Raw genomic sequence first — 22,347 nt, 5'->3', positions numbered from 1 at the left:
TCCACGAGACGACGCCATGTTCGAACTTCGCCTGATGGCACCGGAAGACCGGGTCGAAATGCTTAGCGACGCGCTCGATGCACTCGATGCTTTGAGCGTGTCCGTCGAGGACGCCGACGCGCAGACCGATGCCGAGCAGGCGCTGTTCGGCGAGCCCGGCATGCCGCCGCCCAAGGAGGGCTGGCAACGCTCGCGCGTGATCGCGTTGTTCCCCGACGAGGCGCTTGCGAACGAGGCCGCATCGCTGCTCGCGCTGCAGGACTTCTTCGAGGGCTGCTCGGTGCTCGGCGTGGCGAATGTGCCCGAGCAGGACTGGGTGCGGCTCACGCAATCGCAGTTCGCGCCGGTCGAAATCACGCCCGAGTTCTGGATCGTGCCGACCTGGCACGAGCCGCCCGAACAGGCGAAGCAGGTGATCCGTCTCGACCCGGGCCTGGCCTTCGGCACCGGCACGCATCCCACCACGCGCATGTGCCTGCGCTGGATCGCGAAACAGGGCGAGGGCGCCTTCGGCAAGCAGCGCGTGCTCGACTACGGCTGCGGTTCCGGCATCCTGGCAATCGGCGCGGCGAAGTTCGGCGCGCGCGACATCGATGCCGTCGACATCGACGAAGCCGCGGTCTCCTCGAGCCGGCTCAATGCCGAAGCCAACGGCGTGAGCCTTAACGTCGGCCTGCCGGACGCGGCCAAGGGCACCTACGACACGGTGCTTGCCAACATCCTTGCGACGCCGCTCAAGTTGCTCGCGCCGCTGCTGCGCAGCCATGTGGCGCCGGGCGGATCGCTGGTGATGGCCGGCATCCTCGAGCGCCAGGCCGACGAGTTGAAAGAGGCCTACGCGCCGTATGCGGCCCTTGAGGTCAGCGACAGCGAGGACGGCTGGATCCTCATGACGGCACGCTGCTGAGCAGCGGGGCCGGGTTTTTGCACTGCCGCGCACCGTTCGCGTGGCGGGGGCCCAACCCTACAATCGCCCGGTCATGAGCCTCGTCACGCGTTGCCCCGCCTGCACCACCACCTTCAAGGTGGTGCGCGACCAGCTTCGCATCTCGGATGGTTGGGTGCGCTGCGGCCGCTGCAGCCATGTGTTCGATGCGACGCTCGACCTGCACGAATCATCCGATGGACCGTCGGCCGGAGCGCCCCCCGCACCGTCCCCGGCTGCCGCTTATTCGCCCTCGCTGGTCGAGCCTTCCTCCGATCGCCGGTCCGACGCGTCGACAGCGTCGCAGCCTCCTTCCCATGCTTCCGAAGACGCGGATTTCTTCGACGACGAACCTGATGAAGGGCATGCCCGCGCCGAGGTGGCGCATCCACCGCCCGCATCGGAAGCTTTCGAGCCTGTAGAAGCGGCGGTCGCGCCGCAGTCCGAGCCGCCTCCACCGCCACCACCTGCATCGCCCGCGCAGTCCCCGGCGCTCTCGCTGCCTGCGCACGGCATCATCGCGGACGAGCCGTGGTCCGACCTGGATGTCAGCGAGCCCACGTGGCGGCCGCCGGCAAGCTCGCTGCCGCCGTTCCCGAACATCGACCTGAATCTCGCGCCACCGCCGCCATCGCCGCCCCCTCCGGTGCCGCCGCTGCCGGTGCCTCGCGTCAAGACGACGCATGGACTGGTCGAGCCCGCTATCGACGACGACGCCGAAGAGAAAGAAGAAAAAGAAGAAAAGGAAGAGGACCACGACCAGGTCCAGATGCAGAAGGCGCTGCGGCGTGCGCGCATCAAGTCGGCCAAGATCGCGAGCGCCCACAAGTCGCGCGAAGCCAGGGCTGCGGCCAAGGCCGCATCGTCGTCACCGTCATCGGTGGTGCGGGAGGCGAGTGAGCCGGAGAGCCCCGCCTCGTTGCCGCCGATGTTTGCGGAGCGCGAAGAGGACCACCGTTTCTCCGACGACGAAGAGCACGACGTCCATGCGCCCGGTTTCTGGCAGCGCAAGGGCGTGCGGCTGCTGCTGGTCGTTCTGGCGGTGCTCGCTGTCCTGCTGCTCATCGTGCAGACCGTTCGCCACGAGCGCGACGGGATCGTCGCGCGCCAGCCGGGCCTGCGCCCCGCGCTGGCGACGCTGTGCCAGTACACCGGCTGCGAGCTCTCGGCCCTGCGCCAGATCGGCGACATCATGATCGAGGGCGCCGCCTTCGCGCGCGAGAAGAGCGGCGGCAATGACTACCGGCTGAGCTTCACCTTGCGCAACGCGGCCACCGTGCCGCTCGCGATGCCGGCTGTCGAGCTGTCGCTGCTCGACACACAGGAGCGTGCGGTCGTGCGGCGCGTGCTGATGCCCGCGGACTACGGCGCGCCCTCGGTGCTCGCGGCGCGCGCCGACCGCACGGCCTCGTTGCCGCTCACGCTTTCACCGAACGAAGCGGCCGTGCTGCCTCCCATCGCGGGCTACCGCGTGGAAGCGTTCTATCCCTAGCTGGACGACGCCTGCGCGCAAGCCATCGTCCTCCTTCTTTCATCCATCTTCATTCAACGAAAACGGTCCACCCATGGCAGCAGTGATTTGCGGTTCCCTCGCGTTCGACACCATCATGACTTTCGAGGGACGGTTCGCCGATCAGATCCTTCCAGACCAGCTGCACATCCTGAACGTGTCGTTCCTCGTGCCGGGCCTGCGCCGCGACTTCGGCGGCTGCGCCGGCAACATCGCCTACAGCCTCAACGCGCTGGGCGGCACAGCACTGCCGATGGCCACGCTCGGCAGCGACGGCGCCGACTACCTGGAGCGCATGCGTTCGCTGGGCATCGACACCGAGTTCGTGCGTCAACTCGACGACACCTTCACCGCGCAGGCGATGATCATGAACGACGTCGACAACAACCAGATCACCGCGTTCCATCCCGGCGCGATGCAGCAGGCGCACATCACCAAAGTGGCGGCGCGCGAGGACATCAAGGTCGGCATCATCGCGCCCGATGGCCGAGAGGCGATGCTGCAGCACGCCGAGCAATTCGCTGCCGCCGGCATTCCGTTCGTGTTCGATCCGGGCCAGGGTCTGCCGATGTTCGACGGCGATGCGCTCAAGCACTTCGTCGATCTCGCGAGCTGGGTCGTGGTCAACGACTACGAAGGCAAGATGCTGTCGCAGCGCACCGGCTGGAGCCTCGCCGAGATCTCCAAGCGCGTGCGCGGCCTGGTGGTCACGCTCGCGGCCGAGGGCTGCGAAGTCTGGATCGATGGCGAGCGCGAGCATGTGCCGGGCGTTACGCCGACTGCCGTGATCGAGCCCACGGGTTGCGGCGACGCATGGCGCGGCGCCCTGCTGTTCGGTCTGGAAAAGGAATGGCCGCTCGCGCAATGCGCGGCACTGGGCAACCGCATCGGAGCACTCAAGATCGCGCAGCGTGGACCACAGAACTACCAGGTCGATCGCAAGGCGCTGGGCTTGTAAGAAGCCTCTTTCTCGAGCGCCCATAAAAAAACCCGACACCGTGAGGTGCCGGGTTTTTTGCCGTCAAGGGCGCTGAGAAAACTCAGGGCTTGCTGGCCGTAGGAAACGGCCAGGCTGCCTGGGGATTCAGCGTCGTTTGCGCAGCAGGGGCAGGCGCTACTGCAGCCTTGGCGGGTGCCTTGGCAGCCTTCTTTGCAGCAGGCTTCTTGGCAGCAGCGGCAGGCTTGGCAGCGGGCTTTTTCGCGGCTTTCTTGGCCGCAGCCTTTTTCGCAGGAGCCTTCTTGGCGGCGGCCTTCTTTGCAGGGGCCTTCTTGGCAGCTGCCTTCTTGGCAGGAGCCTTCTTCGCTGCAGCCTTCTTCGCAGGCGCCTTCTTGGCAGCGGCCTTCTTCGCCGGAGCCTTCTTCGCAGCAGCCTTCTTGGCCGGTGCTGCCTTCTTCGCTGCTACCTTCTTGGCAGGAGCCTTCTTGGCGGCGACCTTCTTGGCAGCAACCTTCTTGGCCGGAGCCTTCTTCGCTGCTACCTTCTTTGCCGGAGCCTTCTTAGCGGCCGCGACCTTCTTTGCCGGAGCCTTCTTTGCAGCGGCTTTCTTAGCCGGCGCTTTCTTTGCAGTTGCCATTTCTATTTCTCCTTGATCAAGTTGAAAAAATCAACCTATTGAAGCACTCCACGCACGTTGGGAGCGTGAAGCGATTCATGGCGTTGGAATCTGAGCCCCAGCACCATGAACACCTGAGCCCTCGTCCATGCCGCGCTCTTCGGCGCGATCGGTGGCAAGGGCAATTCTTGAATTCATTAATTCTTATCGGAAAGATTCAATCCCAGGAGAGCGCACCACCCGACTGGTACTCGATCACGCGGGTTTCGAAAAAGTTGCGCTCTTTCTTCAGGTCAATCATTTCGCTCATCCAGGGGAACGGATTTTCTTCGTTCGGGAAGAGCGTTTCGAGGCCGATCTGCTGCGCACGCCGGTTGGCGATGTACCGCAGGTAGCCCTTGAACATGGAGGCGTTCATACCGAGCACGCCACGCGGCATGGTGTCTTCGGCGTATTTGTATTCGAGCTCGACGGCCCTCATGAAGAGGTCCTTGATCTCGGCCTTGAACTCTGGGGTCCAGAGGCCGGGATTCTCGAGCTTGAGCTGGTTGATCAGGTCGATGCCGAAATTGCAGTGCATCGACTCGTCGCGCAGGATGTACTGATATTGCTCGGCGGCGCCGGTCATCTTGTTCTGGCGGCCGAGCGCAAGGATCTGCGTGAAGCCGACGTAGAAGAAGAGACCTTCCATCAGGCAGGCGAACACGATGAGCGACTTGAGCAGCGTCTGGTCGGTCTCGTGCGTGCCGGTCTTGAAGTGCGGATCGCTGATGGCGTCGATGAACGGGAGCAGGAACTGGTCCTTCTCGCGGATCGACTGCACTTCGTTGTAGGCGTTGAAGATTTCGCTCTCGTCCAGTCCGAGCGACTCGACGATGTACTGGTACGCGTGCGTGTGGATCGCTTCTTCAAAAGCCTGGCGCAGCAGGAACTGGCGGCATTCGGGGGCCGTGATGTGGCGGTAGGTGCCCAGCACGATGTTGTTGGCGGCCAGCGAATCGGCGGTCACGAAGAAGCCGAGGTTGCGCTTGACGATGCGGCGTTCGTCTTCGGTCAGGCCGTTGGGGTCCTTCCACAACGCGATGTCGCGCGTCATGTTCACTTCCTGCGGCATCCAGTGGTTGGCGCAGGTGGCGAGGTATTTTTCCCAAGCCCACTTGTACTTGAACGGCACCAGCTGGTTGACGTCGGTCTGGCCGTTGATGATGCGCTTGTCGGAAGCCTTGACGCGCTGGGTGGTCGGGGTGGCGGCAGGCGTTGCTGCTGCGGCGACAACCGGACGGACTGCGGCGCCGTCATCGAGCGTGCGCAGCGCGGGTTGTGCAATCGACGAAGTCGGAGCGTCCACCGAACGGCCTGCGGGCAAGCCGCTGGTCGATGCGTTGTGGTGCTGCAATCCTTGTTGCATATCCTTTGGTAAGGAGGGCTTGACTTCTTCGTCCCAGGTCAACATAGAAAAATCCAATGCTCAAATTATCGGAGCAACGATGTGAGTTGCAAAGTGCTCGTTCACATCGCGCTCCATTTATGTGGTTGTTATGTTGCTCGCATGCATCGCGCGATGTCAGTCAATGGCTTCATTGCTTGAACGTCGCGCGATTTTTCGCATGCACCTCACTGACTCACTGTCGCGAGCATCGGCGTGTCACTGGCACGCTTCACAGGTCGGATCGTCCACACCGCAGAACGCGATGTCGGTGGCGGGCATCGCGCTCATCTGTGCCTTCGCTGCAGCAGCGGCGGCTTCGAGTGCGCTCATGCCCGAGGGTGCATCGTTGCCCGACGACACCGCGTTGAGACGGCCCGATTGCACCGTCGACTTTTCTGCGTGCGTCGCGCTCTGCGTGCGGAGGTAGTAGGTCGTCTTCAGGCCGCGCAGCCATGCGAGCTTGTAGGTGTCGTCGAGCTTCTTGCCCGATGCGCCGGCCATGTAGATGTTGAGCGACTGCGCTTGGTCGATCCACTTCTGGCGACGCGAGGCGGCTTCGACGAGCCACGTGGTTTCCACTTCGAACGCGGTGGCGTAGAGCGCCTTCACGTCCTGCGGCACGCGGTCGATGGGACGCAGCGAACCGTCGAAGTGCTTCAGGTCCATCACCATCACGTCATCCCACAGGCCCAGGCGCTTGAGGTCGCGCACCAGGTAGTGGTTGATCACGGTGAATTCGCCCGACAGGTTCGACTTGACCGAGAGGTTGCCGAAGCAAGGTTCGATCGAAGCGTCCACGCCGATGATGTTCGAGATGGTCGCGGTCGGTGCGATGGCCACGCAGTTCGAATTGCGCATGCCGTCGGCCTTGATCTTGGCGCGCAGCGCGTCCCAGTCGAGCGTGGCCGAGCGGTCCACTTCGACGTAGCCGCCGCGTGCCTGCTCGAGCAGGTCGAGCGTGTCGATCGGCAGGATGCCCTTGTCCCACAGCGAGCCCTTGTAGCTCGAGTACTTGCCGCGTTCCTTGGCCAGCTCGGTCGATGCCCAGTAGGCGTGGTAGCAGATGGCTTCCATCGACTCGTCGGCGAACTGCACGGCTTCCTGCGAGGCGTAGGGAATGCGCAGTTCATACAGCGCGTCCTGGAAGCCCATCAGGCCCAGGCCCACCGGACGGTGGCGCAGGTTCGAGTCGCGCGCCTTCTTCACGGCGTAGTAGTTGATGTCGATCACGTTGTCGAGCATGCGCATCGCGGTCGAGATCGTGCGCTTCAACTTTTCCTGGTCGACCTTGCCGTCCTTCAGATGCTGCAGCAGGTTCACCGAACCCAGGTTGCAGACAGCGGTTTCGGTGTCGCTGGTGTTCAGCGTGATCTCGGTGCAGAGGTTCGACGAGTGCACGACGCCGGCGTGCTGCTGCGGCGAGCGCACGTTGCAGGCGTCCTTGAACGTGATCCAGGGATGGCCGGTCTCGAACAGCATCGTGAGCATCTTGCGCCACAGGTCCGACGCCTGGATGGTGCGCGCGGGCTTGATCTCGCCGCGGGCGGCCTTCTCTTCGTAGGCCACATAGGCCTTCTCGAAGTCGGCGCCGAACAGGTCGTGCAGGTCAGGCACGTTGGAGGGCGAGAACAGCGTCCAGGTGCCCTTTTCCATCACGCGGCGCATGAAGAGGTCGGGGATCCAGTTGGCCGTGTTCATGTCGTGCGTGCGGCGGCGGTCGTCGCCGGTGTTCTTGCGCAGTTCCAGGAACTCCTCGATGTCCAGGTGCCAGGTTTCCAGGTACGTGCACACAGCGCCCTTGCGCTTGCCGCCCTGGTTCACCGCTACGGCCGTGTCGTTCACCACCTTGAGGAACGGCACCACGCCCTGCGATTCGCCGTTGGTGCCCTTGATGTGCGAGCCGAGCGCGCGCACGCGGGTCCAGTCGTTGCCCAGGCCGCCCGCGAACTTCGAGAGCAGCGCGTTTTCCTTGATCGACTCGTAGATGCCGTCCAGGTCGTCGGGCACGGTGGTCAGGTAGCAGCTGGAGAGCTGCGAGCGCAGCGTGCCGGCGTTGAAGAGGGTGGGCGTGCTCGACATGAAGTCGAACGACGAGAGCACTTCGTAGAACTCGATGGCGCGCGCTTCACGGTCGATTTCGCCAAGCGACAGGCCCATGGCCACGCGCATGAAGAAAGCCTGCGGCAGTTCGATGCGGGTCTTGCGCACGTGCAGGAAGTAGCGGTCGTACAGCGTCTGCAGGCCGAGGTAGTCGAACTGGTTGTCGCGCTCGGCCTTGAGGGCCGCGCCCAGGCGGGGCAGGTCGTACTGCAGCAGCTTCTCGTCGAGCAGGTCGTTCTCCACGCCCTTCTTGATGAACTGCGGGAAGTAGTCGGCGTAGGCCGTGGCACGGTCGACCGGCATCACTTCGCGGCCGATGATTTCCTTGAAGATCGTGTGCAGCAGGAGGCGCGCGGTGGCGAAGGTGTAGTCGGGATCTTTCTCGATCAGCGTGCGGGCCGCCAGGATCGAGGCCTTGTAGACCTCGTCGAGCGGCACGCCGTCGTAGAGGTTGCGCATCGTCTCGGCGACGATCGGCGCGGCGGTGATGCTGTCGCCCAGGTTCTCGCAGGCCGATTCGATCAGGCCCTTGAGCTGGTTCAGGTCGAGCGCGACGCGTTCGCCGTTGTCCAGCACGTGCAGCGTCGGCGTGGCCGGCGCTTCCTGCTCGACCTGCTTGGAACGCTCCTGCGTGCGGCGTTCGCGGTACAGCACGTAGGCGCGTGCGATCTCATGGTGGCCGCCGCGCATCAGGCCGAGCTCGACCTGGTCCTGCACGTCCTCGATGTGGAAGGTACCGCCGCCCGGACGCGAACGCACCATGGCGCGGATCACGCCTTGCGTGAGCACGTCGACCGTCTCGCGCACGCTGGCCGAAGCCGCGCCCTGGGTGCCGTGCACGGCCAGGAAGGCCTTCATCATCGCGATGGCGATCTTGTTCGGCTCGAAGGGAACGACCGCGCCATTGCGGCGAATGATCTGGTAGTGCGCCAGGTTCTGGCCGGTGGGGGAGCCGGCGGTGTCCCGCTGTTGTTGGACAGGCGTGGAGGGAACGGCACGCGGGGTCGATGGGGTGTTCAGGGCTGTTTGCATTCGCTTCCTCTCGGTTGGCAATTCTTGTTGGGTGGCGACGCCTTGGCTGGGCGCCGCGCCGGCGTTGTTGACCGGACGGAGGACACTATATCTAGGGTGTCAGGGGTCTACAAGCCACTACAGGTAGTGTTTTGTGAGTGATTCACCTAGGGCGGATCTCTCTCTGGATGTATGCCGTGACCGGCAATGCCGCGTGAATACTGGACTATGGTTGCGCAACCCGCATGGGGCGTGGCTTGCAAGCCGATTTGGGCCTGCAGGGCGCATGGTTGCTGCACTGCGCATCTGCATTTCTGAAATCGATGCGGCCCGAGGGCGGGGCATCGCAGGGCGTCACGCGATTGAAAAAATTAGCGCTTCAACACAGGTGGGGGAAACATCTGTGATTTCCAGCCCAGTTGCGCGTGCAGCAAATGCCAATCGAAGCCCGCGCCGGGGTCCTGCTTTCGGCCCGGCGCGATGTGCTCGTGACCGGCGATGTGCGCGATGGCGTAGTGCTGCGCGATCGCGGGGCAGAGGCTCGCCAGCGTCTCGTATTGCGCGACTTCGAAGGTCTGGCCCTCGAGCCCTTCGAGCTCGATGCCGATGGAGTCGTCGTTGCAGTTGCCGCGGCCGCGCCACGACGAGACGCCCGCATGCCAGGCGCGGTCGTCGCAGCTCACGAACTGCCAGAGCTCGCCGTTGCGGCGCACATAGAAATGCGAGGACACCTCGATGCCGCGGATCGACTGGAAGTAAGGATGCGCGTCCCAGTCGAGGCGATTGGTGAAGAGCTGCTGCACCGCATCGCCGCCATATTCACCGGGCGGAAGGCTGATCGAGTGCAACACGATCAGATCGGTCTGTGCGCCGACAGGGCGGGGACCGAAGTTCGGCGAGGGCAGGGCTTTCGCGAAGCGGTACCAGCCGGCCCGCCAGAGCCCGTCGTCGGCGGGCGGCGTGTTGTGCGAAGAGGCTGCTTCAGTCGTCGGCATGGCTGCTGCTGGCGCCATCGTCGCCATTGGGCGTGGTGATGCCCAGCCGCGCGATGCGGTAGCGAATCTGGCGCAGGCTCATGCCCAGGCGCGCGGCCGCCGCGGTGCGGTTGAAGCCGCTTTCGTGCAGGGCGCGCACGAGGATCTCGCGCTCCTGCTGGTCGAGGTAGGCCTGCAGGTCAGAGGGCAGCGGCGGCGGGGTCGGCTTGAACTCAGCCACCGGTGCTGGCGCAACCACGGCCGGTGGCGGCGCATCGTTGCCCGGCGCAAGTTGCGCGGGCGTCATCGAGGCCACGTCGGCGGCGGCCATCGTCGTGGCGACATTGCCGCCCATCAGGTCCAGGTGCAGTTCGTCGCCATCGTTGAGCGCGACTGCGCGATGCAGCAGGTTTTCGAGCTCCCGCACGTTGCCGTCGAGCGGATGCAGCGCGAGGCGGCGCAGCAGTTCGGTCGACAGGTGCGGCACCGGCAAGCCGCCGTCCTGCGCGATGCGCGCGAGCAGCGCGGCGCAGAGCGCGGGCAGGTCTTCGCGGCGGTCGCGGAGCGCAGGCACCGCGATCTCGATCACGTTGAGGCGATAGAAAAGGTCTTGCCGGAAGCGGCCGGCCTGCACCTCGGCGTGCAGGTCTTTGTGGGTGGCGCTCACGATGCGCACGTCGACCGCTTCTTCCTGCGTCGAGCCGATGGAGCGCACGCTGCGCTCCTGGATCGCGCGCAAGAGCTTCGATTGCATCGCCAGCGGCAGGTCGCCGATTTCGTCGAGGAACAGCGTGCCGCTGCGCGCCGCCTGGAAGTAGCCGTCGCGGTCTTGCGAGGAGCCGGTGTACGAGCCTTTCTTCGCGCCGAAGAATTCGGCTTCGAGCAGGTTCTCGGGAATCGCGCCGCAGTTGACCGCGACGAACGGGCCGTCGTTGCGTTGGCTGCATGCATGCACGGCCCGCGCCACCAGCTCCTTGCCGGTGCCCGATTCGCCGCGCACCAGCACCGGCGCCATGCCGCGCGCCACCTTGGCGATGCGCGACTTGACGAGACGCATCGGGTCCGACTCGCCCACCAGCCGATCGAGCGCCGCGATGCCGCTGCTGCCGGTGACTGATGCAGCCTCGGTGCGTTCGCTGCTGGTGCTTGAAACGACAGCTTTCTCAGGCTTGACCTGCACGACGGGCGCCCGCGTGGCCTGCACCGCCGAAGCGACCACGGCACGGAACTGCTTCAGGTCGACAGGCTTCGTGAGGTAGTCGAACGCACCCGCCTTGAGCGCCTCGACCGCGTTTTCCGCCGAGCCGTAGGCCGTCATCACCACGCAGCGCTCGCTGCGTTGGTTCTTCTGGATGCGGTGGATGATCTCCATGCCCTGTCCGTCGGGCAGGCGCATGTCGGTGATCACGGCATCGAAGCGCGCGGCCTCCAGGTGCTGCCAGGCTTCGGACACGCTGCCCGCGGCCTCGACGCGATAGCCTTCGCGCAGCAGCGTCAGCTCATACAGCGTGCGCAGGTCGGGCTCGTCGTCGATGACAAGGATCTGCGCGGGACGCGGGGCGGAAGGGAGGGGGGTGCTCACGGCGCTATTGTGTCAGCCGGTTCTCGCTGGCGGCAAAGCTGACGAAGAATTCGTTGCCCTCGGGGCCGCCCGCCACCAGCGCCCGCCGCTCGTAGCCGATGGTGGCGCCATGTCGCCGGCACAGCTCGCGGCAGAGAAAAAGGCCGAGGCCGCTGGAGCGGCTTTCGGACGAGAAGAAGGGCTCGAACAGGTGGCGCTGCACCGCCGGCTCCAGCGGCGCGCCGTCGCTCCATACCTGCAGGGCCGGGCGGTTGGTGCCCGCACGCTGCAGCGTGGTGATGACCTGGATCGCGCCCTCGCCCTTGCCCGCATAACGCGATGCGTTGTCCAGCAGGTTCACCAGCAGGCGGCGCAGGTGCTCGGCGTCGAAGCGCACATCGATGCCGGGCGCGTCGAGCGCGACCAGCACGCCCTTGCGCTGCGTCTGGCGCACCCATTCCTCGGCCAGCACCTGCACCGCCGGGTCGAGCACCACCTGTTCGCCGAGCGAGAGCACGCGCTGCTGGCGCGCGCGCGAGACGTCGAGCACGTCGTCCACGATGCGCGCGAGCCGTTGCGCGTTGTGCTGGACCATGTCGGTGAGCTTGCGGTGCGCGGGATCGGTGAGGTCTTCGCTGAGCAGTGCGCTGGCCTGCGCGATGGCGGCCAGCGGGTTGCGGATTTCATGCGCCACGGCGGCGGACATGCGGCCCATCGCAGCCAGTTTCTCGGTGCGGATGCGGGCCTCGAGTTCGCGCAGGTCTTGCAGGAACATCACGCAGAGGCTGTCGGCGCGCTTGTCGCTGGTCGGCGTGAGGCGGGTGCGCACGCGCACCTCGCGCGCTGCGCCGCGCGCCTGCGCGACGGGGATTTCCTCAGACTGCGGCGCCCGCCGCGCGAAGGTCTGGCGAGAGAGCGCGGCCAGCGCATGCCAGGCGGGCTGCGCGTGCAGCGCGAATGGCAGTGGCAGCTTCGCCAGGCCCTGGCCGAGGATCGCGTCGGCCGCCGGATTGGCTGCGTGCACCATGCCTTCGGCATCGATCACGAGCACGCCTTCGGCCAGCGTTTCGATCACCAGGTCGTTGACCTCCGCCTGCATCTGCGCGCTGCTGCGGTTGCGCTGCGCGACCGCTTCTTCGCGCGCGAGCCGGCGCGCCAGCTCGTGCGCAAGCAGCGCCACCACGAAGAGGCCGGTGCCGGTGAGCGCCGCCTGAACGAAGCGGGCCGAGGAGTCGCCCGGCTGCTGCAGCCAGTGCCATCCGGCATCGGCCAGCAGCAGCAGCGTGACGCTGGCCGTGGTGCCCAGGCTCACGATCATCGTGCCGAGCACCGCGCTCATGAGAACAGGCAGCGCGAACAGCGGTGTGTAGTTGACGTTGCCGCTCTGCAGCACCTGCAGCGCGGTGAAGGTGGCGAGGTCGACGCCGATGGTCAGCAGCCAGAGCGTAGAGAAGCCGCGGATCGGCGGTTCGAAGTGCGCATAGCGCAGCTCCAGCCAGGTGACGACGAGGTAAGCCGCGCAGATCGCGATGGCCACCGCCTGCATCGTCTGCCCGAGCGCGAAGGCCACGCCCTGCAGCACCACCAGCACCAGCGCGACAAAGCAGCGCGCGGCCATGAAGCCGCGCCAGAGCCGCAGCAGCGCGGTGCTTTCGCTGCCGCCCGGTTCGAGCACGTCCCAATCCGTGACCGGCTCGCCGCGCGACCAGAGAGGGGTGCTCATGGAGCAGGGGGCGTGTTCAGCCGCGCGCCGCGACCGCGGCCTGGCGGTGGGCGGTGCTGCAATAGACCGCATCGTCGGGGCCCGCGATGGCATCGCTCGCGGGCAGGTGCAGGCCGCAGTGGGCGCAGCGCACCATGGCCTGCGGCGCGCCGACGGCGGTCGGCGCGGCCGGGCGTTGCTGCGCCTTGGCCATGCGCTCGCGCTGGGCATCGCGCATTTCTTCGCGCCGGTTCTTGCGCCAGAGCCAGATGGCGATCCAGAGCACGGCGAGGACGAGGAGGTATTTCATACGGGAGGACGCGCCAGCACCACTTCGAGCACGAAGCGGGAACCCACATAGGCCAGCAGCAACAGGGCGGAGCCGGCGTACAGCACGCGGCGGGCCGTGCGGCCGCGCCAGCCGAAGCGCGCGCGGCCGATCAGAAGAACCGCGAAGGTGACCCAGGCGAGCACCGAGAAGGTCGTCTTGTGGTCCCACTTCCAGGCGCGGCCCGCGGCGCCGTACAACTGCTCGGTGAACAGCAGGCCGGCCAGCAGCGTGGCCGACAGCAGCACGAAGCCCGCGGTCACGAAGCGGAAGGTGAGGCGTTCCAGCGTGAGCAGCGGCAGGCCGCCTTCGGGGGGCGCGCCGGTCGTCAGGCGGATCTGCTTTTCGGCGCGCGTGATCAGCCACGCATGGACCACGGCTGCGCCGAAGAGGCCATAGGACGCGATGCCCAGTGCGAGGTGCAGAGGAAGCCACGGCGAAGCGGTGACGTGCAGCGGCGTACCCGGAAACAGGATGGCCAGCAGTACCGCCGCCGCACCCAGCCAGGCCAGCGCGCGGCGCACCTTCAATTGGGGATACAGGCGGCTTTCGATCGCATAGACCGTGAGCACCAGCCAGGCCGTGACCGACAGCGCGGGGGCAAAGCCGAAGCGCGGCTCGCTGCCGACCAGTCCATGCGCCAGCACGGCTGCATGCAGAAGCCACGCGATTCCAAGGGCCCATTGTGTGGTTTGACGGCTGAGCCGGGCACCCGCAGCAGCGGCAAATCCGTAGGCTGCCGCGGTGGCGATGCCCAGCGCCACGCCGAGTGGGGAGGGGATCGCTAAAATCATCGGCCGGAGTGTACCGGCTGGACCTTGCGTTCCCCGCGCCCGACTTCAAGTTCTCCCCTCGTCTTTCAGACTTTCCATCCGGCCCGCCGCAGCGGGCAGCAAGGCATCCCCGCTCATGGCCACCGCCCTTACAGAAAAGTTCTCCCGCCTCGTCAAGACGATGAGCGGCCAGGCCCGCATCACCGAAAGCAACGTGCAGGACATGCTGCGCGAGGTGCGCATGGCACTGCTGGAAGCCGACGTGGCGCTGCCCGTGGTGCGCGACTTTGTCGCCCGCGTGAAGGAAAAGTCGCTCGGCCAGGAAGTGCTGGGCTCGCTCAAGCCGGGCCAGGCGCTGGTCGGCATCGTGAACCGCGAACTTGCCGCCACCATGGGCGAGGGCGTCTCGGACATCAACCTCGCGGCCCAGCCGCCGGCGGTGATCCTCATGGCCGGCCTGCAGGGCGCGGGCAAGACCACCACCACCGCCAAGCTCGCCAAGCACCTGATCGAGAAGCGCAAGAAGAAGGTGCTCACGGTCTCGGGCGACGTGTACCGGCCGGCCGCCATCGAGCAGCTCAAGACGGTGACCAAGCAAGCCGGCGCCGAGTGGTTCCCGAGCACGCCCGACCAGAAGCCGTTGGACATCGCGCGCGCCGCGCTCGATCACGCCAAACGCCACTACTTCGACGTGCTGCTGGTCGACACGGCGGGCCGCCTCGCGATCGACGAAGTGCTGATGACCGAAATCAAGCAGCTGCACGCAGCGCTCGATCCGGTCGAGACCTTGTTCGTGGTGGATGCCATGCAGGGCCAGGATGCGATCAACACCGCCAAGGCCTTCAAGGAGGCGCTGCCCCTCACCGGCATCATCCTGACCAAGACCGACGGCGATTCGCGCGGCGGCGCGGCGCTGTCGGTGCGGCAGGTCACGGGCGTGCCGATCAAGTTCGCCGGCACGAGCGAGAAGATCGACGGCCTGGAGGTGTTCGACGCCGAGCGCCACGCGGGCCGCATCCTGGGCATGGGCGACATCGTCGCGCTGGTCGAGCAGGTCACGGCCGGCGTCGACGTCGCGGCGGCGCAGAAGCTAGCGGCCAAGGTCAAGAGCGGCGCGGGCTTCGACCTGAACGACTTCCTCGGCCAGCTGCAGCAGATGAAGCAGATGGGCGGGCTCTCCAGCCTCATGGACAAGTTGCCCACGCAGATGGCCGCCAAGGCCACCGAGGCCGACATGACGCGCGCCGAGCGCGACATCCGCCGCAAGGAAGGGATCATCCAGAGCATGACCCCGCTGGAGCGCCGCAAGCCCGAACTACTGAAGGCCACACGCAAGCGCCGCATCGCGGCCGGCGCGGGCGTGCAGGTTCAGGAAGTGAACCGCCTGCTCAACGAGTTCGAGCAGATGCAGGGAATGATGAAGAAGATGAAGGGCGGCGGCCTCATGAAGATGATGAAGAAGATGGGCGGCATGAAGGGCATGGGCGGCATGGGTGGGCCGGGCGGTCCGAAGCTGCCGTTCTGAGCTGCATACATATATAGAGACAAAGCAGAAGCCCGCCGTGGGATGCCCCGGCGGGCTTCTTCGTTTTCAGGTCTGCACGTCGTAGACCGTCTCGTGCGCCTCGATCGGTGCGGGCAGCTCCCAGCGGTGCAGCATCCGCTCGATGCCCGCGTTCGAAAGCGTCGTGTCGCGCTCGCGGTTGCGGCGCATCAGTTCCGGGTGCGGCACTTCCAGGTACACCAGCTCGATCTGCGCGTGGTACGCCCAGAGCAGGTCCAGCGTCTTGGTGCGCATCTGCTGGCTCAGGTGCGTGGCGTTCCAGACGAAGCGTTCATGCCTGCGCAGCAGCGCCTTCGCTTGGTCGACCGCGTGGTGCGCAGCCATGCCATCGTTCTCGCCGTGCTTGAGCCCCAGCTCGGCGCGCGCATCGTCGAAGGACACGACCGGCCAACCCTTGCGGTGCTGCGCCACCCAGTGGTTCTTGCCGCTCGCGGGCAGGCCGCACATCACGGTGACCTGCGCGCCCGGCTGCTGGAACAGCGGGTAGTCAGGGCTGGTGTCGGCACCGCGGAAGTAGGCCAGGCGCGTGTGCGCATCGGCCATCTTCCGCGGACCGGTCCAGCATCCTTCTTCCTGCGCGAGCTGTTCGAAGAGCGCGATGTCGGCGAGGCTGTCGGCGCGCTTTTCGTAGTGTCGCCCAAGCATGTCGCAACGCGCCACGCAGCACAGATCGGGGAGGCTCAGCTCCCACGAGAGCCGGTGCGCCAGCCACTCGGGCCGCTCGCCCTTGCGCGAGGCGAAGGCGTGGAACGGCACCTGGTGCACGGCAATGATCCGGCAGACCGCCTCGCGCAATGCGAAGGGCACGCGGGCCCTCCACATCAGCACGCGCACGTCGACCGATCCGCGACGCGAATGGCCCGGCTGGCCAATGCGGCCGCTGGCTTCATCGATCACCGTGGTGTCGGGCTTGGCGATGTCGTGCAGCAGGCAGGCCATGAACAGCACGAAGCGGCCGTCGGCGTCGGCGCGCTGGAAATGCGCGTCGGCCTGGAGCGCGTCGAGCACCATGCGCGTGTGGATGCCGACGTTGCCTTCGGCGTGGTAGTACGGGTCTTGCGGCGTTTCTTCGAGGCGCAGCAGGGCCGGCAGCAGGTCGCAGCACCGGGCCCAGTCGCAGCCTTGCGAAGGCGCGGGGACCAGCGCGCGCAGATCGTCGTAAGTCATCGCGGCCTCCTTGTGGTTGTTGTCAGGCCGGCGGGGTCGCGCAGCGTGCGCAGTCCCAGGTCTTGCCAGCTCACTTGCGGTGTCGGTGCGTAGAGGTCCACCCCCGGGGCGAGTTGGTTGGGCAGCACCGGCCGGCGGCTGTGATGCGAGCCCGAGTCGAGGATGGTCTGAACGAAATCGGGTCGAACCCACTTGTAGCGGCCGGTCACCTGGCTGCCCGATTCGGTCTTGAGATAAAGGCCCTCGGCGAGGTCGGACAGGTCGGTTTGCTGCCGCACGAGATCGAGCGGCTGGTTCTCCTGCGCCACGGCCTGCTCGAACGCCGGCTTCCAGTCGGCACTGCGCGCCAGCGAAGGCCGCACGAGCGAACGCATTGCCTTCGTGCTGCGCGGCATCTCGCCCTCGTACAGCACGGGCACCGACATCACCGGGCCGTCGGCCAGCAGCGCGTGCCGGGCAGGCGTCGAGAGAAAGCACGCCGCCTGCCGGTCGTACAGATCGAACTCCAGGAAGAACGCCGGCAGCCGGTCGTACCAGCAACTGTGCTTGGCAAAGCACCATTCGCCGTACATCACGTAGCGGTCCTCAAGCCGTTCGAGCAGCGCGGCTTCATGCGCCGCGGCCCAGTGCTTGAACAGGTTGAACTGCCGCTCGCTCGCGCCGCCGGCCAGGTAGTGGCCGCGCGATTGCAGCAGCAATTCGCCCGCCGAAGTGAACGACACGGCGGCATTCGCGCCATCGAGTTTTTCCTCGATGACCACATGCTGGCCATGCAGCGCGGCCAAGGGTGTCTGACCGTCGTCGGTATCGCCGGCCTGCAATCGAGAGCCTTCCAGGTGCGCCGTACGCGGGTACTTGAGCAGCGGGATCGATGAAAGGGAAGAAGAGAGAGAAAACACGTTGTTCTCCAGATGGAAATCAGGAAGAACCGACAACGTGCGGGAGCGAAGCTGGAAGAGAAAGTCGACTTCGATGGCCGAAGAGGCCGTGTCTGGTCAGCGGGGTACGCAGCTAGGCGCCCGACATGACCAGCAATGAAGTGGTGTTGTCGGCGTCAGAGAGTGATGACGGCGAATCGGGGCACTTGGCGCTCCAGGGGATCGAACGATCCGTGGGTTGAAGGAAAAAAGAGTGGGCGATTCTAGCCACGCACCATAAAAAAAGCCGGCCCTCAGGCCGGCTTTTCGTGGGCGCTGTGTCTTCAGCGCATCAGCGGAGCTCAGGCTGCAGCCAGAGCCGCGGGGCGCGCCAGGCGCAACGCATGCATCCACGCACGGCGCAGCACGGCCGGCGAGCGCGATTCTTCGGGAATCAGCAGGAAGCCGCGGTCGCGCAGCGTGGTGCCCAGCGCGATCTGGCTGGTCAGCACGGTCAGCGGAATCGCCAGCAGCAGGGGCAGGCCGACGGGCATGAGCCAGATCAGCGCGCTCGGGTCGATCATGGCGACACCGACGGCCAGCATGCCGATCACCAGGGTCATCGGGGCCAGTTGCGTGGCGGCGATCTTCCAGGGCACGGCGTTGGCTTCACGCGGGGGCGACTTCCAGTCGAGCTTGATGCCGGTGAGGGCGACCAGCACGAACAGCGAGTGGGCAAGCATGCGGACCGGTGCCTGCACGATGGCCAGGGCGCTTTCCATCACCGAGCTCTTCACGAGGCCCCAGGTGCCGCCGTATTGGCGTTGTTCGCCGCGCATCAGCACGGCAGCGATGCCCAGCACGCGCGGCAGGAACAACAGGCACAGGGTCCAGATCCAGAGGCCGGCCAGTTCGGCGGGCAGCACGCTCCAGCTCGACACGAGGCTGGAACCGCTGAGCCACAGGGCCGTGCCCAGCGTCAGGAACGCGAGCCACAGGGGTGCGGACACATAAGCCATGGTGCCGGTCACGAACATCGCGCGGTGCACCGGGTGGATGCCGGGCTCCGCCATCAGGCGGGCGTTCTGCAGGTTGCCCTGGCACCAGCGGCGATCGCGCTGCAGCTCGGCCAGGAGGTCCGGCGGTTGTTGTTCGTAGCTGCCGACCAGGTCGGACACCAGCCACACGTTGTAGCCGGCACGGCGCATCAGCGCGGCTTCGACGAAGTCGTGCGACATGATGCCGCCCGACATGCCGCCGGTGCCCTTGATCGAGGCCAGCGCGCAATGCTTCATGAAGGGCTCGACGCGGATGATCGCGTTGTGGCCCCAGTAGTGCGATTCGCCCAGTTGCCAGAACTGCATGCCCAGCGTGAACAGGCGGCCCGTCACGCGGGAAGCGAATTGCTGAGCGCGGGCGTGCAGCGTGACGTGGCCGATGGCCTGCGTCGCGGTCTGGATGATGCCGGCGGTGGGGTTGGCTTCCATCAGCTTGACCATCGAGGTCAGGCAGTCGCCGCTCATCACCGAGTCGGCGTCGAGCACGACCATGTAGCGGTAGTCCTTGCCCCAGCGGCGGCAGAAGTCGGCGACGTTGCCGGCCTTGCGGTGCGTGCGGCGGGTGCGCAGGCGGTAATACACCTCGACCTGCGGCTGGTTCGGGCTGTCGGCCAGCGCGGCGCGCAGGTCTTCCCAGGCGGCGCGCTCGGCGGCGGCGGTCTCGGGGTTGTAGCTGTCGGACAGCACGAACACGTCGAACTGCTTGGCGTGGCCGGTGGAAGCGACCGATTCGCAGGTGGCGCGAAGGCCGGCGAACACCGTGGCAACGTCTTCGTTGCAGATCGGCATGATGATCGCGGTGCGTGCCTCGGGGTTCATCGGGTGATTGGCGACCTGCTTGGCCGACAGCGCGTGCTTGTCACCGCGCACCGAGACGTAGAAGCCCATGAGGGCGGTCACGAAGCCGGTCACGACCCAGCCCGAAAGCAGGCCGTACAGGCCGATCTGGCCGTATTCGAGCCAGACGTTGTCGTAGTCGGGTTGCACGCCGGCAAAGAGCGTGGAGGCGATCACGGTGCTCAGCACCGTGAGCAGCATGAAGGCGTTGCGGCGGCGGGCCGCGGCGCGCTGCCACGGCTGCTTGACCTGCTGGGTCGATTCGGCGGATTCAGCGTCGGCGCTTTCGTCCTTGGCCGAACGGCCTGCGCCGAGCTTGACCAAGAGGGCGGTGCCGATGCTGTTCCAGAAACCGCGCCAGGGGCGGGGCGTCATCGAACCGCGGTTGACGGGCGGTGCGGTGACCGAATTGGGGTGGCGCTCTTCGCGGACCGGGCTGCGGTGCGAAAAGTCGGCTTCGGTCAGCACGTTCAGTTGGGAGAAGTCAGTGGGCTTCATGTGATTTACCAACGTTGCTTGTCGAGGGAAGGGGTGTCGCCAATGGCCGGAAAGCGCTTGATGACGCAATCGGGTTCGGCGCCGCCTGCGCTGGCGAGCGCTGCGGACGAATGACCCGCGGCACGGGGCCGCGAGAGGGAAAACTGCTTTTGACGCAGGCCGTCGCGCTGCGGGCGCAGTGCGAAAGATGGGCTGGTAAGTGCTGTCATGCCAGTACAGGGGCAAACCCTGTGCCAGCCTGGAAAAACGCTTTCAGATCAACGACTTGGAGTGATCTGGGTACGGATTTCGGTAGGGAGGCCCGCCGCAGGCCCTCAGAACCCCTGTTTTTGTCGCCGAATCCCGACAAGCCTTGGCGGCCGGTGGGAGATGCCCTTTGAAATCAACGACTTAGGGGCGTCGCTACTCGGCGACAGGGTCTGACCCGGGAGCGACAGCGTCGGCCTTGAAGTGGCCCGGCGTGAGCTCGTGCTTCTGCAGCAGGCGGTAGAACTCGGTGCGGTTGCGGTCGGCCAGGCGGGCCGCGTCGGCCACGTTGCCGTCGGTCAGCTTGAGCAGGCCGACGAGGTAATCGCGCTCGAAACGCTGCTTGGCCTCGGCATAGGTCTGGACCTCGACCGTCGGCACCCGCAGCGCCCGCTGCACCAGCGCCAGCGGGATCAGCGGCGAGCTCGACAGCGCGCACACCTGCTCGACCACGTTGAACAGCTGCCGCACGTTGCCCGGCCAGGCCGCGGTGGTCAGCGCCTTCAGCGCCTCGGGCGCGAAGCCGGAAAGCCGCTTGCCGTATTTGGTCGACAGCCGCTGCAGGAAGTGATTGGCCAGGAGCGGAATGTCCTCGCGCCGCGCCGACAGCGGCGGCAGCGTGAGCGTCACCACGTTCAGGCGGTAATACAGGTCTTCGCGGAACTGGCCGGCTTCCATCGCGGCGTCCAGGTCGCGGTGGGTGGCCGAGACGATGCGCACGTCGACCTCGATCGACTGGCTCGCGCCCAGCGGACGCACTGCGCGCTCCTGCAGCACGCGCAGCAGCTTGACCTGCAACGCGGGCGGCATGTCCCCGATTTCGTCGAGCAGCAGCGTGCCGCCGTCGGCCTGCTGGAACAGGCCCTTGTGATTCGCGTGGGCGTCGGTGAACGCGCCCTTCATGTGGCCGAACAGTTCCGACTCGAGCAGCGCTTCGGGAATCGCCCCGCAGTTGACCGCCACGAAGGGCTTGTCGGCGCGCGCGCTGGCCTTGTGGATGGCGCGCGCCAGCAACTCTTTGCCGGCGCCCGAGTCGCCGCGCAGCAGCACCGAAGCGTCCGATTTGGCGACCATGCGCGCCTCGGCCAGCAACTCGGCCATGCGGTTGCTGCGGCTCACGATCTCGGCGCGCCAGCTTTCGTCGCCGCTCTTGGCCGGCGTGCTGGCGGGGGCGCCGAGCGCCAGCGCCTGGCCGATCTTGTCGAGCAGCTCGCGCGCGTCGTAGGGCTTGGTGAGGTAGGTGAACACGCCGCGGGCCGTGGCCTCGACCGCGTCGGGAATCGTGCCGTGCGCGGTGAGCAGGATCACGGGCAGCGAGGGATGGCGCTTGCGGATCTCGTCGAAGAGCGCGAGGCCATCGCGGCCCGGCAGGCGTACATCGCTCAATACCAGTTGCGGATGTTCGATCTCGAGCTGGGTGAGCGCGGTTTCGGCCGAGGTCACGGCCGTGACCTGGTAGCCCGCCGACACCAGCCGCATCGAGATCAGACGCAGCATGTCCGGGTCGTCGTCGACCACGAGGAGGCGGGCGCCGGTGGTGCTCATCAGGAAGCCTTCGTGCTGTGCCCTGCGGTACTCATGGCGTGGGCTTGTTTCCGTTGGTCGCCGGCGCCGGAACTGCTGCCGGGGCCGGCGTGGCGGCGGGCCGCGCGAAGCTGCGTTCGATGGCGCGCAACGCTTCGATGCGGTCGTTGAGCTGGTCGATGCGGCGCTGGCTCTCGCGCAGTTGCTGCACCTGCTTGTCGCGGTCGTCCTCGACGCGGCGCTGTTCCACATAGCGGGCGGCCAGTGCGCGCGCGAGCGGGTGCAGGGGCTGCGCCTCGGGCGACGGATTGGCGACCACGCGCTGCAGCAGGCCCAGCGCACGCGCCAGGTCGGCCGGCACGCGGGTTTGCGACAGCAATATCGCCAGCTGCATCTGCGTGGTCGGCGAATCGCCGGGGTCGCCGATGCGGGCAATTTCGGCACCGAGTTCGTTCCCTCCGAGCGGACGCACCTTGTCGGCATACGACAGCATGGCCGCCAGCGGTCCCTGGGTCATCAGCGTGAAGAGCGAGGCCGGCTGCGTCGCGGGCGCGCGGGGCTCGGCCTCGACCGGCATCACGCGCGGCACGACGGCAGGCGGGGGCAGTGCATCGGCCTCGGCGGGCGGCTTGGGCTGCGTGGCGCAGGCGGCCAGCAACAGGACGAAGGGCATGGCCAACGCCGCTGCGAGGGTGGAACTGCGGACGAACGAAAAAGACATGGGTCGAAA

The 22,347-nt window shown here is 66.5% G+C and carries 17 protein-coding genes; 4 read left to right on the top strand and 13 right to left on the bottom strand.

Going from position 1 to position 22,347, the window contains the following annotated elements; translation table 11 throughout:
- The first annotated feature begins 16 nt into the window (after positions 1-16).
- The 3 genes from prmA (at position 17) to QFZ83_RS23490 (ending at position 3,393) form a co-directional block, all read left to right on the top strand.
- Complete coding sequence (gene prmA, locus QFZ83_RS23500; protein ID WP_307510527.1) at positions 17-907, top strand: 50S ribosomal protein L11 methyltransferase; 891 nt, start codon at positions 17-19, stop codon at positions 905-907.
- Between the two features lie 73 nt (positions 908-980).
- Positions 981-2,417, top strand: coding sequence for a zinc-ribbon and DUF3426 domain-containing protein (locus QFZ83_RS23495; protein WP_307510525.1), 1,437 nt, complete (start codon positions 981-983; stop codon positions 2,415-2,417).
- A gap of 73 nt (positions 2,418-2,490) precedes the next feature.
- Positions 2,491-3,393 (top strand): carbohydrate kinase family protein, encoded by a 903-nt coding sequence (locus QFZ83_RS23490; protein WP_013539473.1) that lies wholly within the window; start codon positions 2,491-2,493, stop codon positions 3,391-3,393.
- Between the two features lie 82 nt (positions 3,394-3,475).
- Here QFZ83_RS23490 and QFZ83_RS23485 read toward each other — a convergent pair whose 3' ends face one another.
- The 8 genes from QFZ83_RS23485 to QFZ83_RS23450 form a co-directional block, all read right to left on the bottom strand.
- Positions 3,476-4,009 (bottom strand): histone H1-like DNA-binding protein, encoded by a 534-nt coding sequence (locus QFZ83_RS23485; protein ID WP_013539474.1) that lies wholly within the window; start codon positions 4,007-4,009, stop codon positions 3,476-3,478.
- Between the two features lie 196 nt (positions 4,010-4,205).
- Complete coding sequence (locus QFZ83_RS23480) at positions 4,206-5,441, bottom strand: ribonucleotide-diphosphate reductase subunit beta (protein ID WP_013539475.1); 1,236 nt, start codon at positions 5,439-5,441, stop codon at positions 4,206-4,208.
- Between the two features lie 192 nt (positions 5,442-5,633).
- Entirely contained in the window at positions 5,634-8,549 is a 2,916-nt protein-coding gene (locus QFZ83_RS23475; protein ID WP_013539476.1) for a ribonucleoside-diphosphate reductase subunit alpha, read from the bottom strand.
- Positions 8,550-8,899: 350 nt separating this feature from the next.
- The gene (ampD, locus tag QFZ83_RS23470) at positions 8,900-9,523 is read right to left on the bottom strand and encodes a 1,6-anhydro-N-acetylmuramyl-L-alanine amidase AmpD (protein ID WP_306880366.1); all 624 of its coding nucleotides are present in this window, start codon (positions 9,521-9,523) and stop codon (positions 8,900-8,902) included.
- The gene (locus tag QFZ83_RS23465; protein WP_306880365.1) at positions 9,510-11,084 is read right to left on the bottom strand and encodes a sigma-54 dependent transcriptional regulator; all 1,575 of its coding nucleotides are present in this window, start codon (positions 11,082-11,084) and stop codon (positions 9,510-9,512) included. The genes ampD and QFZ83_RS23465 overlap by 14 nt, the downstream gene beginning before the upstream one ends.
- Positions 11,085-11,088: 4 nt before the next feature.
- Positions 11,089-11,769, bottom strand: coding sequence for a sensor histidine kinase (locus QFZ83_RS32785; RefSeq protein ID WP_373424102.1), 681 nt, complete (start codon positions 11,767-11,769; stop codon positions 11,089-11,091).
- Between the two features lie 1,033 nt (positions 11,770-12,802).
- A complete protein-coding gene (locus QFZ83_RS23455) occupies positions 12,803-13,075 on the bottom strand; it encodes a PP0621 family protein (protein WP_013539480.1) in 273 nt (90 codons plus the stop codon).
- Positions 13,072-13,887, bottom strand: coding sequence for an inner membrane protein YpjD (locus tag QFZ83_RS23450; protein ID WP_013539481.1), 816 nt, complete (start codon positions 13,885-13,887; stop codon positions 13,072-13,074). Before QFZ83_RS23450 ends, QFZ83_RS23455 begins: the two co-directional genes overlap by 4 nt.
- Positions 13,888-14,002: 115 nt before the next feature.
- On the opposite strand from QFZ83_RS23450, the gene ffh reads away from it, so the two are divergent.
- Positions 14,003-15,391 carry a signal recognition particle protein gene (gene ffh, locus QFZ83_RS23445; RefSeq protein ID WP_206177310.1) on the top strand — a complete coding sequence of 463 codons (1,389 nt, stop codon included), beginning with the start codon at positions 14,003-14,005 and terminating at the stop codon, positions 15,389-15,391.
- A gap of 66 nt (positions 15,392-15,457) precedes the next feature.
- Here ffh and QFZ83_RS23440 read toward each other — a convergent pair whose 3' ends face one another.
- The 5 genes from QFZ83_RS23440 to QFZ83_RS23420 all read right to left on the bottom strand — a co-directional run bounded on the left by QFZ83_RS23440 (position 15,458) and on the right by QFZ83_RS23420 (position 22,338).
- Positions 15,458-16,597, bottom strand: coding sequence for an AAA family ATPase (locus QFZ83_RS23440; RefSeq protein WP_307510517.1), 1,140 nt, complete (start codon positions 16,595-16,597; stop codon positions 15,458-15,460).
- Complete coding sequence (locus QFZ83_RS23435) at positions 16,594-17,496, bottom strand: RNA ligase family protein (RefSeq protein ID WP_307510514.1); 903 nt, start codon at positions 17,494-17,496, stop codon at positions 16,594-16,596. Before QFZ83_RS23435 ends, QFZ83_RS23440 begins: the two co-directional genes overlap by 4 nt.
- A 320-nt stretch (positions 17,497-17,816) precedes the next feature.
- Positions 17,817-19,847 carry a glucans biosynthesis glucosyltransferase MdoH gene (gene mdoH / locus QFZ83_RS23430; protein ID WP_307510513.1) on the bottom strand — a complete coding sequence of 677 codons (2,031 nt, stop codon included), beginning with the start codon at positions 19,845-19,847 and terminating at the stop codon, positions 17,817-17,819.
- Positions 19,848-20,249: 402 nt separating this feature from the next.
- On the bottom strand, positions 20,250-21,638 hold the full coding sequence (locus QFZ83_RS23425; protein WP_013539484.1) for a sigma 54-interacting transcriptional regulator: 1,389 nt from the start codon (positions 21,636-21,638) through the stop codon (positions 20,250-20,252).
- 31 nt (positions 21,639-21,669) lie between these two features.
- Complete coding sequence (locus tag QFZ83_RS23420; RefSeq protein WP_306880360.1) at positions 21,670-22,338, bottom strand: hypothetical protein; 669 nt, start codon at positions 22,336-22,338, stop codon at positions 21,670-21,672.
- Positions 22,339-22,347 lie beyond the last annotated feature (9 nt).

The organism is Variovorax sp. W1I1 (genome assembly GCF_030815625.1).
In the GTDB taxonomy this organism is placed as follows: domain Bacteria; phylum Pseudomonadota; class Gammaproteobacteria; order Burkholderiales; family Burkholderiaceae_C; genus Variovorax; species Variovorax paradoxus_C.
This window is presented reverse-complemented; position numbering and strand designations above follow the sequence as displayed.